At 66.7% G+C, this 13,831-nt stretch carries 17 protein-coding genes; 7 read left to right on the top strand and 10 right to left on the bottom strand.

Annotated features, from left to right (window positions below; all coding sequences use genetic code 11):
• Window positions 1–17 precede the first annotated feature (17 nt).
• The 6 genes from ftsY to ACZ522_RS11760 form a co-directional block, all read right to left on the bottom strand.
• The gene (ftsY, locus tag ACZ522_RS11785) at window positions 18–1,385 is read right to left on the bottom strand and encodes a signal recognition particle-docking protein FtsY (protein WP_379699950.1); all 1,368 of its coding nucleotides are present in this window, start codon (window positions 1,383–1,385) and stop codon (window positions 18–20) included.
• Between the two features lie 436 nt (window positions 1,386–1,821).
• Window positions 1,822–2,280, bottom strand: a complete 459-nt coding sequence (gene pfdA, locus ACZ522_RS11780) for a prefoldin subunit alpha (RefSeq protein ID WP_379699953.1) — start codon at window positions 2,278–2,280, stop codon at window positions 1,822–1,824.
• Entirely contained in the window at window positions 2,280–2,465 is a 186-nt protein-coding gene (gene rpl18a / locus ACZ522_RS11775; protein ID WP_379699298.1) for a 50S ribosomal protein L18Ae, read from the bottom strand. Before rpl18a ends, pfdA begins: the two co-directional genes overlap by 1 nt.
• 206 nt (window positions 2,466–2,671) lie before the next feature.
• Window positions 2,672–3,337, bottom strand: a complete 666-nt coding sequence (locus tag ACZ522_RS11770) for a translation initiation factor IF-6 (RefSeq protein WP_379699301.1) — start codon at window positions 3,335–3,337, stop codon at window positions 2,672–2,674.
• A gap of 3 nt (window positions 3,338–3,340) precedes the next feature.
• Window positions 3,341–3,619, bottom strand: coding sequence for a 50S ribosomal protein L31e (locus ACZ522_RS11765; protein WP_379699303.1), 279 nt, complete (start codon window positions 3,617–3,619; stop codon window positions 3,341–3,343).
• A gap of 3 nt (window positions 3,620–3,622) precedes the next feature.
• The gene (locus ACZ522_RS11760) at window positions 3,623–3,775 is read right to left on the bottom strand and encodes a 50S ribosomal protein L39e (protein WP_092538384.1); all 153 of its coding nucleotides are present in this window, start codon (window positions 3,773–3,775) and stop codon (window positions 3,623–3,625) included.
• Window positions 3,776–3,924: 149 nt separating this feature from the next.
• On the opposite strand from ACZ522_RS11760, the gene ACZ522_RS11755 reads away from it, so the two are divergent.
• Window positions 3,925–4,863, top strand: coding sequence for a DMT family transporter (locus ACZ522_RS11755; RefSeq protein WP_379699307.1), 939 nt, complete (start codon window positions 3,925–3,927; stop codon window positions 4,861–4,863).
• A 16-nt stretch (window positions 4,864–4,879) separates the two neighbouring features.
• Here the strand turns inward: ACZ522_RS11755 and thpR are convergent, their stop codons facing one another.
• Window positions 4,880–5,440 carry an RNA 2',3'-cyclic phosphodiesterase gene (gene thpR / locus ACZ522_RS11750; protein WP_379699309.1) on the bottom strand — a complete coding sequence of 187 codons (561 nt, stop codon included), beginning with the start codon at window positions 5,438–5,440 and terminating at the stop codon, window positions 4,880–4,882.
• A gap of 147 nt (window positions 5,441–5,587) precedes the next feature.
• Here thpR and ACZ522_RS11745 point away from each other — a divergent pair, with 147 nt between their 5' ends.
• From ACZ522_RS11745 to sufU, 4 genes are all read left to right on the top strand, one after another.
• Window positions 5,588–6,331 (top strand): tetratricopeptide repeat protein, encoded by a 744-nt coding sequence (locus ACZ522_RS11745; protein ID WP_379699312.1) that lies wholly within the window; start codon window positions 5,588–5,590, stop codon window positions 6,329–6,331.
• On the top strand, window positions 6,331–6,633 hold the full coding sequence (locus ACZ522_RS11740; RefSeq protein WP_379699314.1) for a DUF424 domain-containing protein: 303 nt from the start codon (window positions 6,331–6,333) through the stop codon (window positions 6,631–6,633). The genes ACZ522_RS11745 and ACZ522_RS11740 overlap by 1 nt, the downstream gene beginning before the upstream one ends.
• A gap of 295 nt (window positions 6,634–6,928) precedes the next feature.
• On the top strand, window positions 6,929–8,209 hold the full coding sequence (gene sufS / locus ACZ522_RS11735) for a bifunctional cysteine desulfurase/selenocysteine lyase SufS (protein ID WP_379699317.1): 1,281 nt from the start codon (window positions 6,929–6,931) through the stop codon (window positions 8,207–8,209).
• A gap of 97 nt (window positions 8,210–8,306) precedes the next feature.
• On the top strand, window positions 8,307–8,729 hold the full coding sequence (gene sufU / locus ACZ522_RS11730; protein ID WP_379699320.1) for a Fe-S cluster assembly sulfur transfer protein SufU: 423 nt from the start codon (window positions 8,307–8,309) through the stop codon (window positions 8,727–8,729).
• Window positions 8,730–8,878: 149 nt separating this feature from the next.
• Here the strand turns inward: sufU and radA are convergent, their stop codons facing one another.
• From radA to htpX, 3 genes are all read right to left on the bottom strand, one after another.
• Window positions 8,879–9,910 (bottom strand): DNA repair and recombination protein RadA, encoded by a 1,032-nt coding sequence (radA, locus tag ACZ522_RS11725; protein WP_379699323.1) that lies wholly within the window; start codon window positions 9,908–9,910, stop codon window positions 8,879–8,881.
• A gap of 244 nt (window positions 9,911–10,154) precedes the next feature.
• A complete protein-coding gene (gene pspAB / locus ACZ522_RS11720; protein WP_379699326.1) occupies window positions 10,155–10,760 on the bottom strand; it encodes a PspA-associated protein PspAB in 606 nt (201 codons plus the stop codon).
• Between the two features lie 3 nt (window positions 10,761–10,763).
• Window positions 10,764–11,633, bottom strand: a complete 870-nt coding sequence (gene htpX / locus ACZ522_RS11715; RefSeq protein ID WP_379699328.1) for a zinc metalloprotease HtpX — start codon at window positions 11,631–11,633, stop codon at window positions 10,764–10,766.
• A gap of 77 nt (window positions 11,634–11,710) precedes the next feature.
• On the opposite strand from htpX, the gene ACZ522_RS11710 reads away from it, so the two are divergent.
• Together ACZ522_RS11710 and ACZ522_RS11705 are read left to right on the top strand one after the other, a co-directional pair.
• The gene (locus ACZ522_RS11710; RefSeq protein ID WP_379699330.1) at window positions 11,711–12,601 is read left to right on the top strand and encodes an NAD-dependent epimerase/dehydratase family protein; all 891 of its coding nucleotides are present in this window, start codon (window positions 11,711–11,713) and stop codon (window positions 12,599–12,601) included.
• Between the two features lie 100 nt (window positions 12,602–12,701).
• A complete protein-coding gene (locus ACZ522_RS11705) occupies window positions 12,702–13,829 on the top strand; it encodes a 60S ribosomal export protein NMD3 (protein WP_379699332.1) in 1,128 nt (375 codons plus the stop codon).
• Window positions 13,830–13,831 lie beyond the last annotated feature (2 nt).

The following is a 13,831-nucleotide window of genomic DNA, read 5'->3' as shown; positions in this document are numbered from 1 at the left end:
CGAACGGAGAGGCGTGATTACTCCTCTTCGCCCAGCAGTCGGTTGACCATCCGTTCGGGGTCGAACCGTTCGATGTCGTCGTAGTCCTGCCCGACGCCGAGGAACAGGATGGGCTTGCCCGTGACGTAGGCGATGGAGATGGCCGCGCCGCCGTTGGAGTCGGCGTCGGCCTTCGTAAGGATGGTGCCGTCTATCTCGGCGGCGTCGTTGAACTTCTTCGAGCGTTGGACCGCGTCCTGTCCGGCGACGGCCTCGTCCACGAACAGCGTCATGTCGGGGTCCACCACCCGGTCGATCTTCTCTAACTGCGCCATCAGGTCGTTGGAGGTGTGCAGTCGGCCCGCGGTGTCGCCGAGGACGACGTCGATGTCGTGGGCCTCGGCGAACTCGACGCCGTCGTAGAGGACGGCCGCCGGGTCGCCGCCCTGTTCGTGGCTGATGAGTTTCTTGTCGAGGTTGTCGGCGTGCTTCTGGATCTGCTCGTTCGCGCCCGCGCGGTAGGTGTCGCCGTTCGCGAGGATCGTCGAGAGACCGCGTTCCTCGAAGTACCGTGCCATCTTGGCGATGGAGGTGGTCTTGCCGACGCCGTTGACGCCGGTGAAGATGATGGTGACGGGTTTCTCCGCCTCCCGCACTCGCTGGTCGAAGTCGAACTGGCCGACGCTGATGACGTCGTACAGGGCGTCGTGAAGCGCCTCCGAGACGAGTTCGCCCGTGGTGTCGACCTGCGCGCGCGTCTCGCCGATCATCTTGTCGCGGATGGTCTGGAGAATCTCCTCGGCGACGGTCATCTCCACGTCGCTCTCTAAGAGCGCCATCTCCAGCTCCCAGAGGGGGTCTTCGAGGTCCTCCTCCTCGATGATTATCTTCCCCGTGGCGAACGCCGCCGCGCGCTTCAGGCGGCCCGCGCCGGACTTCTTCTTGTCCTCCTTCTTGAGGGCCTCCGACGCCGCCTCCGAGGCGATGGACTGGTGTTCGTCCGCCTCCGTCTCCATCTCCGCCTCCGCCTCAGCGTCGGCGGAATCGGCGTCGGGACGGTCTTCGAGGTCGGATTCGGGTTCCGCCGTCTCCGCGCCCGTCGCGGCGTCGCGAGACTCCGTCTCGCGGCCCGCCGAACCCTGTTCGGCGACATCGCCAGACTGCGTCTGGCGGGCTGCCGAGGCTCCCTCGGCAACGTCATCGGACTGGGTCCGATGGGCCGACGAGCTTCGCTCGTCGACGTCGGCGGACTCGTCGGGCACCCGTTCTTCGGCCTCTTCGGTTGGTTCGGGGTCGGCGTGAGGCGACGCGTCGGCCGTCGCGTTCGGTTCGATTTCGACCTCCGAGTCCGACCGTTCGGCTTCGGCCTCGGCGGGTGCCGCGTCCTCCGCGCCCGAGGGCCCGATTTCCGACGCGGCGTCGGAGTCAGGCCCGCGTTCGCCCGCCTCGGAGGCGGGATCCTCGGCGGCCGACGAGTCGGTCGTCGGCGCTTCGGTGTCGGGTTCGGTCGCCGTCTCGTCGGCGACCGCCGTCGACGCGTCCGGATCCGTCTCGGTCTCGCTCTCGACGTCACCAGACGTGGTCTGGTGGGCCGACGAACCCTGTTCGTCGACGTCGTCGGACGAAGTCCGACTGCTTGCCGAACCCTGTTCGGCAACGTCACCAGACGTGGTCTGGTAGGCCGACGAGCTTCGCTCGTCGACGTCGGCCGCCTCGGCCTGTTCCTCGGCTTTCTCCTCGGCGGTGTCCTCGACGTCTTCGCGGAAACTCTGGAGTTTCTTTTTCAGTCCGTCAAACATCGTGATAGGGGTTAGGGCGCGACGCTACCGCGTCACGGTCAGATTACTCGTCTTCGTCGCTCTGCTGTTGCTGCATCTGCTGCATCTGCTGTTGCTGCATCTGCTGTTGCATCTGCTGGGCCTGCTGTTCGAGCTCGCTGCTCTCGTCTTCGAGGTCCTCGACCTCGCCTTCGAGCTCCGAGATGCGCTCGTCGATGGCGTCCTGCTTCGTGCGCAGGGCGTCGATTGCGTCGCCCTGCTCCTGTTCTGCGGCGTAGTTGCCGCCGAGTCCGACGATGACCTCGTCGATGTCCTGCACTTCCGCGCGGAGGTAGGCGTCGCCGCCGAGCGGAACCTGCACCGTGGACCCGGTTTCGAGCGTCTCGATGGCCTCGACGGCCTCGTCTATCTCGTCTTTCTCGTCTTCCAGGTCGGAGATGTCGCCTTCGAGCTCCTCTATCTCCTCGTCGATAGCCTGCAGTTCCTGCGAGAGCTGCTGAAGTTGCTGCTGACCGCCACCCATCATGCGGCGGCCACCTCCTCGACTTCTTCGAGGTCAATCTGGACGCGCTTGAGGCCGTGACGACTACCGACGTTGGCGTACACCCGCTCTCGGGCGACGTCTTCGTTCGGCGCGTCGACGGTCGTCTCGAACTGACGGTAACCGTCGCGGCTCTGGTACCGACCGCTCACCGTAAATTGGCTCATACTCCGAGGGTGTGGATGCGCGGGGAAGTATCTTCCTACTCGGGACACCGGCCGACGGCCGGACGCAGACGGAGCGAACGCCGCGTCGGCGGGTGAAACCGCCCGCGAGGCGTCGAAGGCGACGAGAGCGGACGAACACGGCGAGGAGAGAGCGAGAGAAGAGTCGGTGCGACCGCTCGGTCGGTCGGCGGTCGTCCGCGAGCGGGTCAGTCGATGTAGTCGAGTGCGTCCTCGACTCGTCCGATTTCGGGGCCGGTCGTCTCCTCACCGACCACGTAGTCGGAGTTGTTGGCCACGAGACCGGACCCGACGAGGGGCGCGCCGTAGTTGACCGTCCCGATGTCCGCGCGGACGTCGAGGAGTTCCTCGAGCGCTTCGAGTTCCGGTTCGCGGGACTTGGGGTGACAGAGGACGCCCCTGTCGTTGGCGACGGCGGCGGTGCCGATGGTTCGGACGTCGGCGAGGTCGCCGTGTTCGACCGGCACCCCGAGGCCGTCTTCGACCGCTTCGACGGCCTCCTCGGAGAGGTCGGGGTGGACGCACGCGCCGTAGTTGTTCGCCAACACGACGTTTCCGGCGGCGTTGATCCGACCCGGCAGCTCCGTCACCGGGAGGTCGGCCGCCTCGGCTATCGCCTCCTTCTCGCGGTCGGTCGCACGGGCGGAGACGAGAACGCCGTTCTCGTTACCGGTCGCGAGTGCGCCGACCGTTCCCGACCCGCCGACGGTCGTCTTCACGGCCGGAACGCCGAGCTCGTCGCTCATCGACTCGACGAGGCCGTCGTCCGCGTCCGGGCGGACGATGAGCACGTCGTCGGTGACGCGAGCGAAGACGCCGACGTACGACGAGCCGGCGAAGGAGGCGCGAAGCACCGTTTACTCTGCCGGTTCCGCTTCGACGACGGGTTCGCCGTCCTCGTCGAAGCGAGCCGCGCGAACGCGGAACTTGCTCGGCGGCTTCTGGCGACCGTGCGCCCAGATGTCCTCGTTGACCTGGGGGTCGAGACGGACGGCGTCCTCCTCGACTTTGAAGTGCTTGGCGAGGTGCTGGCGGATGAGCTTCATCGCGCGGTCCGCCGCCTTCTGCGAGGGGACGTTCTTGGCGTCGCGGAGCGGTACCGTGATGACGCGTTCTTCGAAGTCGCTTGCGCTCATTGGTTACTCGTCCGTGTCGCTCCGCCGCCAGTTGCGGCGCTTGGGGTTGCGCGTGACTTCCATGTCCGTCTTCAGCATGACCCACGCGGGGACGCGGCTGTTCTGACGCTCCAGTTTCGCCAGCCGCTTCTTCTTCGCCTTCGTCTTCTTGCTCATAGTGGACGATGTTTTCTCTGGCCCGCATAAAATCTTGTTCCTTCGGCCCCGCCCCGTGCGAGGGCGTCACAGCCCGAATCCGACGACTCCGGCGGAGTACCGTCGGGAAACCGAGTCATTCACGACGGGCGACCGTCTCCGGGTAACCGATGCGTCACCGAACTACCGCAGTTTTCCTTCTCGTCTCCGCCGTCTGGGGGACGGCCTTCATGGCCACGAAAGTCGGTCTCAGGTCGCTTCCCCCCGCCCTGTTCGCCGCCGTCCGGTTCACGCTCGCGGCCGCACTCCTCTTCTGTCTCGCCTCCACCCGGGGCGACAGGCTCCGCCCGCGGACGAGGGCGGAGTGGGTCCCCGTCCTGACGGGCGGCGTGTTCACCATCGGCGTCCACCACGCCTTCCTGTTCACCGGCCAGCAGTACGTCCAGAGCGCCGTCGCCGCCGTCCTCCTCGGCCTCATCCCCGTCATCACCCCGGCGCTGACGCGCCTCACCGCCTCGACGGAGCGACTGACGCCCGTCGGCGCGGTGGGCGTCGCACTCGGCTTCGTCGGCGTCGTCGTCATCGCCGACCCGGACCCCTCGAACCTCCTCGGGTCGGAGCTTCGCGGCGTCGTCCTCGTCCTCGCCTCTGCGGTGGCGTTCGCCCTCGGTGCGGTGTTGACCCACGACGCGAAGTCCGCGCTCCCCCTCGTCTCCACGCAGGCGTGGATGATGGTCGTCGGCGCGGCGTTCCTGCACGTCACCACCCTCGCGCTTCCGTGGGAGTCGTACGCCGACGTCTCGTGGACGCCCGACGCCATCGCGGCACTCGCGTACCTCTCCGTCGTCGCCGGCGCGGGCGGGTTCCTGCTTTACTTCTGGCTCCTCGACCGAATCGGACCGGTAGAGGCGAGCCTCTTGGAGTACGTCATCCCGGTGTTCGCCGCGATAGCCGGGTGGGTCGCACTCGGCGAGACGCTGGACGACACCACCGTCGTCGGCTTCGTCGCCATCTTCGTCGGCTTCGTCCTCGTGAAACGGGAGACGATTCGGGGCGAACTCCGGCGGATGCGGACCGGCAGTCGGGCGCGGGCGAACGACGCCGACTGAGGCGGCGGAGAGCGGCTTACAGCTCTACCCGCGTTACCGTGTCGTACTTCGGCCCCTCGCCGGTGAGCGTGCTCTCCTTCAGCCGAATCTCCTCGACACGGAACGTCCCCAACTCCGGGTCGTCCTCCTCGACGACCCGTCGGACGAGATCTTTCCCCCGCGCGTCGTCCATCCGCGCGATGGTGACGTGCGGCGTGAACTCGTGGGGCTCCTCCTCGAAGCCGAGTTCGACCGTCTCGCGTTCGACCGCCTCGTGGAGGCGCGTCGTCTCCGCCGCGCCCGCGCCGTCCCGGATGCCGGTCCAGACGACGCTGATGTAGTCGAGCGAGGGGAAGACGCCGAACCCGCCGACCGTCGCGTCGAACGGGCCGACGCCCGCGTCGGCGACGGCGGACTCTATCGCCGCCTCGATCTCGGGGACGCGCTCCGAATCCGTATCGCCGAGGAACTTCAGCGTGAGGTGCGCCTGTTCGGGGTCGGTGAACCGAAGGCCGTCGGCGTCCGAAAAGCGGGCTTGCGCGTCCGCGACGGCCGCCGTCAGCGTCTCGGGGAGGTCGATGCTCACGAAGAGTCGCATACGGCGAGTGGGGTCGCCGCGAACGTAAATGTCGGCGGTGACGGCCGCGGACGACCGGACTCGGGGACGCCGCGAGGACGACACCGCGCGGCGGCGACACCGCCACGTGACGTAGTGCTTAACCGTCCCGGCACCTAACCGCGGCGTATGGCAGAAGACGGCGAGCGAGACCGTCCCCACCGGTTCTCCGAAGGACAAGGGTTCGACGAGGACTACGAGGAGTTCTCGCTGGATCCGCCCGAGTTGAAGATGGACCCCACCAAGGAGGACCCGGTGGACACGCGCGTCATCACCGACACGCTGGACGAGCGTAACATCGCGTCCGAGGAAGTGGACGTAGAACAGCTCATCGACGTCGGCCTCTCGTACATGCAGATAAACCGGTTCGAGGAGGCCACCGAGACGTTCGAACGCGCCGCCCGGTTCGCCGAGGAGGGCTCGGCGGAACAGCAGGAGGCGTGGGTGAACAAGGGGGCCGCACACGCCCAACTCGAAGAGTACGACCAGGCTATCGGCGCGTACCGCGAGGCGCTCAGCATCGACGCCGCCGAACACGAGGCGGACGCCCACACGAATCTGGCCTACGCCCTCTGGGAGTTCGGCGAGACGGAGGAGGCGCTCGAACACGCCGAACGCGCCGTGGAGTCCGACCCGCGCTTCCCGCAGGCGTGGTACAACCGCGGCTTCTTCCTGCACGAACGCGGCCTGAACGAGGACGCCGTGAACGCGTTCGACAACGCAATCCGCCTCGGGATGCGAAACGCCGACGTGTTAGAGGAGAAGGCCCGCGCCCTCGAAGAGCTCGGCGAGAGCGAGGAGGCCGAACGCGTCCAAGAGCAGGCGAACGAACTCCGCAGGCAGCAAGAGCAGCAGCTCGTCGAGGACCGGTGATGCTACTCCGCGAACGACAGACGCCGGAGGGGCTACTCGTCTCCGTCTGCGACGACGACTGCCTCGGCGAGACGTACGAGAACGGGACGGTGTCGCTGGAGGTGACCGAGGAGTTCTACGGCGGCGAGGAGGCCGAACGCGTAGACGAGGACGCCGTCGTCGATAGCCTGACGCGCGCGACGGTGGCGAACATCGTCGGCGAACGCGCCGTCGGCGTCGCCGTCGAGGCGGGCATCGTGGACGAGGAGACCGTCCTCGACGTGGGCGAGACGCGCCACGCGCAACTGCTCTGGATGCGGTAGACGCGACGAACGCTCGCCTTCTGCTTCCGACTCGGCGCGGAGACGCGCTCTCGATTCGGTTTTGCTCCGATTTCCGACGCCCGGGAGCGGCCGCGTCCGTCCGCCGAGGAGAGAAGCGAGGGAGCGACGGGCGCGGAGTGAACGAGTCGCAGGGCGAACGCGGTTCGGAGGGGGCCCGGCGGACGAGTCGCACAGCCGTTTTCGACCGCGACGCCGACGGAGAGTAACCGAATTCCGTTTCGTTTCGACGCCGGGACCGAAGACGTGTTAGTGCTGTGGACGCTATCTGCCTTTAATGGAAGCGCAGGAATCGTACCCAGTTGACGTCGCGGCCATCCGCGAGGACTTCCCCATCCTCGAACGGAAAGTCGGCGGCGACATCACGACGCCCGGCGAGAGCCCAGACGACTCCCTGCCGCTGGTGTATCTCGACAACGCGGCCACGAGTCAGACGCCGAAACAGGTCGTCGAGGCCATCGTCGATTACTACTACGGCTACAACTCGAACGTCCACCGCGGCATCCACCACCTCAGTCAGGAGGCGTCCGTCGCGTACGAGAACGCCCACGACAGGGCCGCCGAGTTCATCGGCGCGTCCGGCGGGCGCGAGGAGATCGTGTTCACGAAGAACACCACCGAGGCGATGAACCTCGTCGCCTACGCGTGGGGCCTGAACGAACTCGGACCCGGCGACAGCGTCGTCCTCACGCAGATGGAGCACCACGCGTCGCTCGTCACGTGGCAGCAGATAGCCAAGAAGACGGGCGCGGAGGTGCGGTACATCCGCGTCACCGACGAGGGCTACCTCGATATGGACCACGCGAAGGAGCTCATCGACGACTCCACGAAGATGGTGAGTGCGGTCCACGTCTCGAACACCCTCGGCACCATCGTCCCCGTCTCTGAACTCGCCGATATGGCCCACGAAGTGGGCGCGTACGTCTTCGTGGACGGCGCGCAGTCCGTCCCGACCCGACCGGTGGACGTCGAGGACATCGACGCCGATTTCTTCGCGTTCTCGGGGCACAAGATGCTCGGCCCGACGGGCATCGGCGTCCTCTACGGCAAGAAGGAGATCCTGGAAGAGACCGAACCCTACCTCTACGGCGGGTCGATGATTCGGAGCGTCACCTACGAGGACTCCACGTGGGAGGACCTCCCGTGGAAGTTCGAGGCCGGGACGCCGCCGATAGCGCAGGGTATCGGCCTGCACGCGGCCATCGACTACCTCGACGAGATCGGGATGGAGAACGTCCAGGCCCACGAGGAACACCTCGCGAAGTACGCCTACGACGAGCTCTCGGCGTTCGACGACATCGAAATCTACGGGCCGCCCGGCGACGACAGGGGCGGTCTGGTCGGGTTCAACTTAGACGGCGTCCACTCCCACGACCTCTCCAGCATCCTCAACGACCACGGCGTCGCCATTCGCGCGGGCGACCACTGCACGCAACCCCTCCACGACGAACTCGGCGTGCCGGCCTCCACGCGGGCGTCGTTCTACATCTACAACACGCGCGAAGAGGTCGACAAACTGGTCGAGGCCATCGACGACGCGCGGCAGTTGTTCGCCTGATTCGGGCGGTTCGCCGCCGAACTCCGGCCGACCGACCGCCGCGGAACGTTCCCGCCCCGGAACCCTTTTTGGCCGCACCACCGTATCGCAGACAACTATGGGCATGGGCTCCGACATGTATCGGCAGCAGATTTTGGACCACTACAAGAACCCCCGGAACAAGGGCGAGATGGAGGACCCGACGTTCACCCACACCGGGGAGAACCCCTCCTGCGGCGACACCATCACGATGAACGTCCGTCTGGAGGACGACGGCGAGACCATCGACTTCGTCAGTTTCACCGGCGACGGGTGCGCCATCAGTCAGGCGTCCGCGAGCATGCTCACCCAGAACCTCCCGGGGACGACGCTCTCGGAGCTCGAAGAGATGGACCGCGACGACATCATCGAGATGCTCGGCGTGGACATCTCGCCGATGCGAATCAAGTGCGCCGTCCTCGCAGAGAAAGTCGCGCAGGACGGCGCGAAGCTCCACGAGGGCGAGGACATCGACATCGACCGGACGACCACCGAAGAGTAACGCTCTCCGTCTCTCTCCTCTCTGTTCGTCCCGCGTGCGGAGTCGTGACTGGCGAGTGCGGCGGAAACACGAAAAGAGAGCGTCGGGGAAAGGGAAATCCGGTGTGACCCGGGGGAATGCGTGCGTCGGAGTGACGCAGAGTCCGTGGTTTACTCGGGCATCAGGCCGCCGTCCTGCACGCGCATCACGGCCTCGCCGTCGGCGAGGTTCGGCGCGTCCACGAGGCGGACGATACGCTTGTCGCCCTTCGACTTGCGGAGGTAGATGCGGAACGTGGAGGTGTGACCGAGGATGTTCCCGCCGATGGGTTGCGTCGGGTCGCCGAAGTACGAGTCGGGGTTCGACGCGACCTGATTCGTCACGAGGACGATGGAGTTGTACAGGTCGCCGATGCGCATCAGGTCGTGGAGGTGTTTGTTGAGCTTCTGCTGGCGTTCCGCGAGTTCGCCGCGGCCGACGTACTCGGCGCGGAAGTGAGCGGTCAGCGAGTCCACGCAGACGAGACGGACCGGGTACTCCGAGTCCTCGTGCTCGCTGGCGAGCTCCTTGGCCTTCTCCGCGAGGAGAATCTGGTGGTTGGAGTTGAACGCCTTCGCGACGTGAATCTTGTCGAGGATGTCGTCGAGGAGTTCCTGCATCGCGCCCTCGTCGTCGGGCGTCCCCTCGATTTCGCGGTCGTCCATCGTCGCCTGAAGCGTCTCGTCGTCCAGACCGCGGACCATGTCGTCGATACGCTCCGGGCGGAACGTGTCCTCGGAGTCGATGAAGATGCAGCTGCCGTGGAGGCCGCCGTGGTCGCGCGGGAGCTGGACGTTGACCGCCATCTGGTGGGTCACCTGCGACTTTCCGGCACCGAACTCGCCGTACACCTCGGTGATGGACTGGGTCTCCAGACCGCCGCCGAGTAGGTCGTCGGCCTCGGGGATGCGCCAGCTGAGCTTGCCGATCTGCTGGCGTCGTTCGAGGACCATTGAACCGGTCTCGAAGCCGCCGACGTCTGCGGCGTCTCGGGCCGCGTTGATGATGTCCGACGCCGTGCTACTGCCGATGTCCGCCTTGTTCGAGAGCTCGCCGGGGCTCGCAACCGCGATGCTCTGGTAGCTCTCGTAACCGGTGTCGATGAGTTTGTCCGCCGTCGCGGGACCGACGCCGGGGAGACTCTCTAAATCGTCTTCTGCCATCGTACTTTCTCCTCGGGCCTATACCCACATAAACCCTCGTTAACAGCGGAGTGAAAGTAAAAACGAGGGACGGCGGCGGGGGGACTAATGCGGTACAGTGAACGTTCAAATGGGAGAAATATTCTGGCGGCGGCGGCGAGCGACGCCTCTCGGATGCGGACGAGTCGGCGTCGAGAGGAGAGAATCGAGACGAAACGGGAGCGAGTCGATGAGACGGAGGAGCGTTACCGCCGGGAGGGGAGCGTCACTCCCACGGGTGGCCGCCGGGGCGGTCGGGCCACATCGGGTACCAGTACTCCTTGTCCGGTTCGAGTTCGAGTTCGCCGTCGAGGACGGACTCCAGCTTCATCAGCACGCGTTCGTTCTGCTCTTTCCCGCGTTTCGGCGCGAACGGGTAGTACGCCCCGCGGCGGAACGAGTACACCCAGTACGCTCGCTGGCCGTCCTTCTCGAAGCCGAAGACGGCGACGAGGAGGCGCGACCCGTACCCGCGTTCGATGAACTCGTCGGCGGCGAAGTGGACGCTCGTGACGAGGTCCTCCGGGTCGTCGTCGCGGAGGACGACCCACTCCCACCCGTGGGAGTCCTCGCGCACCTCGAACGTAGTTCCGGTCTCCTCCTCGCCCGCGCCGAGGATGGCCTCCACCTCCTCGACGGTCCGTTCGAAGTCCGTGCTGTCGACCGAGGAGAAACAGAGGGCGGCCGCGCCGACGGAGTCGTAGCCGAGGTCGGCCTCCATCGTCAGGTAGGCAGTGCTCATCCCGAACAGGTCCTCGGGGTCGGCGTCGCGCGTCGCGTCCGCCTCGGCGCTGATCCCGAGGACGGAGCGGATGGAGTCGAACAGACCCATCGTTCAGGCCGTCTCCATCTCGCGTTCGAGTTGGCGGAGTCGCTCGATGCGGCTCTCGGTCGGGGGGTGCGTCGAGAACAGCTTCCCGACGAACCCGGTCTTGATGGGGATGATGAAGAACGCGTTCATCTCCGACTGCTCCCGCAGGTCGTTCTTCGGCACCTGGTCCATCCGGCCGGATATCTTCTGGAGGGCGGAGGCGAGCGCCGAGGGCCTGCCGGTGATGAGCGCCGCCCCCCGGTCCGCGGCGTACTCGCGGTAGCGCGAGAGCGCGCGGATGAGGAAGAACGATATTATCCACACGACGAGGGAGGCGAGGACGGCCACGAGGACGCCGCCGCCCTGCCGGTCGCGGTTGCCGCCGCCGAAGAAGAAGCCCCAGCGGACGACCATGAACGCCACCGTCGACAGGAACGACGCGATGGTCATCACCATCACGTCGCGGTTCTTCACGTGCGCGAGTTCGTGCGCGAGGACGCCCTCCAGTTCGTCACGGTCGAGCGTTCGGAGGAGGCCCGTCGTGACGGCGACGGCGGAACTCTTCTGGGACCGTCCGGTGGCGAACGCGTTCGGGACGCGCGAGTCTGCGACCGCCACCTTCGGTTTCGGCAGGTCCGCCTGCTGGCAGAGGCGCGAGATGGTCGCGTGCAACTCGGGGTACTCCTCTTCGGACACCTCCTTCGCGCCCATGCTGTAGAGCGCGAGCTTGTCGCTGAAGAAGAACTGCGCGCCGAGGAACAACACGACGAAGGGGAGGGCGACTGCGTAACCCGTTCGCAGTAGCACCGCCACGAAGACGATGTACAGGGCGAAGAGCAGGAACATCGTGAACGCCATGCGCCCACGCAGTCCCCAGTCCCGTTTCCATTCCATACAGTCTCTTCGCGCTCAGAGTTATAAACGCTGTTGGAGGGAGGGGAATTATGGCGGACAGTCGCGTTCTCGCCCGCATGGAAACAGTCATCGTCACCGGCGCGAGCGGTCGGTCCGGTCGCTGGATAGCGGACGCCCTCGCCGACGAGTACGAGGTGGTCTGCGTCGATATCGACCACCCGGGGTTCGAGGCGGACGCCCGCGAGAACGTCGACTTCCGCGCGGCGGACCTGACCGAGAGGGGCGAGGCGTTGGACCTCCTCGGGGAACTGGACCCCGACGCGGTGGTCCACTGGGCGGCCCTCCCGTCGCCGACGCGGCACGCGGGGGGACGCGTCTTCGAGACGAACACGCTGGCCGCCTACAACGTCCTCATCGGCGCGGGGCGAGCCGACGCGCGCGTCGTCTGGGCCTCCAGCGAATCGGCCTACGGGTTCGCCTTCGCCGAGGAGAAGACGCTCCCCGAGGAACTGCCAATCACGGAGGCCCACCCACTGCGCCCCGAGGACCCCTACGGCGCGTCGAAAGTCGCGGGCGAGGAGGTGGCGAAGACGGTGACGCGGCGGTACGGCGTCCCCGTGGCCTCGATTCGACCCTCGTGGATTCAGTACCCCGGCGAGTACAACTGCCGCGACGTGGCCGAATCTGGCGACCTGTCAGGCGGCGCGGGCAACTTCTGGAGTTACGTGGACGTGCGCGACGTGGCGGGCATCGTCGCCGCCGCCTTGGACGCCGACGTCTCCGGCCACGAGGCGTTCCACGCCGCCGCCGCGGACAACTACCTCGGCCGTCCCACCGCCGAGGTTGTCGAGGAGTTCTTCGGCGGACTCCCCGACGACTGTGCGGTGGACGGCGAGGAGTCGGCGCTCTCGACGGCGAAGGCGGCGGAGTACCTCGGCTGGGAACCCGAACACTCGTGGCGCGAGGCCGCGTCCGAGTCCGTCCCGGGGCCGTCGCTGACGCGGTGACGCCGCGGGGCGGGAGGCGGACTCCCCGCGGAATGCCGCCGAACGACGGCTGACGCGCCTGTCGTGCATCTTAAAAGTCCTCGCGGCTTACCCCGTACGAATGAGTTCTGGCGACTTCTGTCCGCGCTGCGGCGACCCGGTTCCGGAGCGAGCGGAACCGCTCCCCGGGATGCCCCGGGAGCGAGACGAGGTGCTCTGCGACGAGTGCTACTTCGAGGACTTCGACTTGGTGGACGCGCCCGACGAGATTCAGGTTCGCGTCTGCTCGCAGTGCGGTGCGGTCCACCGCGGCAATCGGTGGGTGGACGTCGGCGCGCGCGACTACACCGACATCGCCATCGAGGAGGTGAGCGAATCGCTGGGCGTCCACCTCAAAGCCGAGGACGTGCGTTGGGGAATCGAGGCCGAACAGGTCGACGAGAACAGCATCCGCATCCACTGCACGTTCTCCGGCGTCGTCCGCGGCACGTACGTCGAAGAGGACGTGACGGTTCCCGTGCGCATCTCCCGCGAGACGTGCCAGCGGTGCGGCCGAATCGCCGGCGGATACTACTCCAGCACCGTCCAAGTGCGCGCGAACGACCGCACGCCGACGAAGGAGGAACAGGCGCGGGCCACCGAGATAGCCGAGACGTACATCGCCGCCCGCGAGGAGAAGGGCGACAGGGACGCGTTCATCTCGGAGATAAACCAGACGCCCGAGGGGCCGGACATCAAGATATCGACGAACCAGATGGGCCGCGGCGTCTCGAAGCGCATCGTCCGCGAACTCGGCGGGAGTTTCGAGGAGTACCCGACGCTCGTCACCGAGGACGGCGACGGCAACGAGGTGTACCGCGTCACCTACGCCGTGCGCCTGCCGAAGTTCACGCCCGGGGAAGTCATCGACCCGGACGACGACGACGGCGGGCCCGTGTTGGTCCGCAGCGTCCGAGGGAACCTGAAGGGCGTCCGCCTCGACACCGGCGAGGAGTACGAAGCCCGGTTCGAGGAGGGCGAGACGCCCGACGCGCGGACGCTCGGAACCGCCGACGACGCCGAGGAAACCACCGTCGTCACCGTCGAGGACGAACACTCCGTGCAGGTGTTGGACCCCGAGACGTACGAGTCGAAGACCATCGCCCGGCCGTCGTACTTCGACCCCGACGGGGCGACGGTGCCGGTGCTGAAGAGTCGCGCCGGACTGCACATACTCCCGCCTGACGCGGTCGAAACGGACGAAGAATAGGA

The organism is Halopelagius fulvigenes (genome assembly GCF_055398025.1).
Note: the sequence above shows the minus strand (reverse complement) of the source record. Positions and strands in the feature narration are given on the sequence as shown.

Excerpts from the sequence above, each read along its gene's own strand:
- pfdA (WP_379699953.1), bottom strand. The coding sequence starts at position 2,280 with ATGGGTGGCGGTCAGCAGCAACTTCAGCAGCTCTCGCAGGAACTGCAG.
- rpl18a (WP_379699298.1), bottom strand. The coding sequence starts at position 2,465 with ATGAGCCAATTTACGGTGAGCGGTCGGTACCAGAGCCGCGACGGTTAC.
- ACZ522_RS11765 (WP_379699303.1), bottom strand. The coding sequence starts at position 3,619 with ATGAGCGCAAGCGACTTCGAAGAACGCGTCATCACGGTACCGCTCCGC.
- ACZ522_RS11760 (WP_092538384.1), bottom strand. The coding sequence starts at position 3,775 with ATGAGCAAGAAGACGAAGGCGAAGAAGAAGCGGCTGGCGAAACTGGAG.
- ACZ522_RS11755 (WP_379699307.1), top strand. The coding sequence starts at position 3,925 with ATGCGTCACCGAACTACCGCAGTTTTCCTTCTCGTCTCCGCCGTCTGG.
- thpR (WP_379699309.1), bottom strand. The coding sequence starts at position 5,440 with ATGCGACTCTTCGTGAGCATCGACCTCCCCGAGACGCTGACGGCGGCC.
- ACZ522_RS11745 (WP_379699312.1), top strand. The coding sequence starts at position 5,588 with ATGGCAGAAGACGGCGAGCGAGACCGTCCCCACCGGTTCTCCGAAGGA.
- ACZ522_RS11740 (WP_379699314.1), top strand. The coding sequence starts at position 6,331 with ATGCTACTCCGCGAACGACAGACGCCGGAGGGGCTACTCGTCTCCGTC.
- sufS (WP_379699317.1), top strand. The coding sequence starts at position 6,929 with ATGGAAGCGCAGGAATCGTACCCAGTTGACGTCGCGGCCATCCGCGAG.
- sufU (WP_379699320.1), top strand. The coding sequence starts at position 8,307 with ATGGGCATGGGCTCCGACATGTATCGGCAGCAGATTTTGGACCACTAC.
- radA (WP_379699323.1), bottom strand. The coding sequence starts at position 9,910 with ATGGCAGAAGACGATTTAGAGAGTCTCCCCGGCGTCGGTCCCGCGACG.
- pspAB (WP_379699326.1), bottom strand. The coding sequence starts at position 10,760 with ATGGGTCTGTTCGACTCCATCCGCTCCGTCCTCGGGATCAGCGCCGAG.
- htpX (WP_379699328.1), bottom strand. The coding sequence starts at position 11,633 with ATGGAATGGAAACGGGACTGGGGACTGCGTGGGCGCATGGCGTTCACG.
- ACZ522_RS11710 (WP_379699330.1), top strand. The coding sequence starts at position 11,711 with ATGGAAACAGTCATCGTCACCGGCGCGAGCGGTCGGTCCGGTCGCTGG.
- ACZ522_RS11705 (WP_379699332.1), top strand. The coding sequence starts at position 12,702 with ATGAGTTCTGGCGACTTCTGTCCGCGCTGCGGCGACCCGGTTCCGGAG.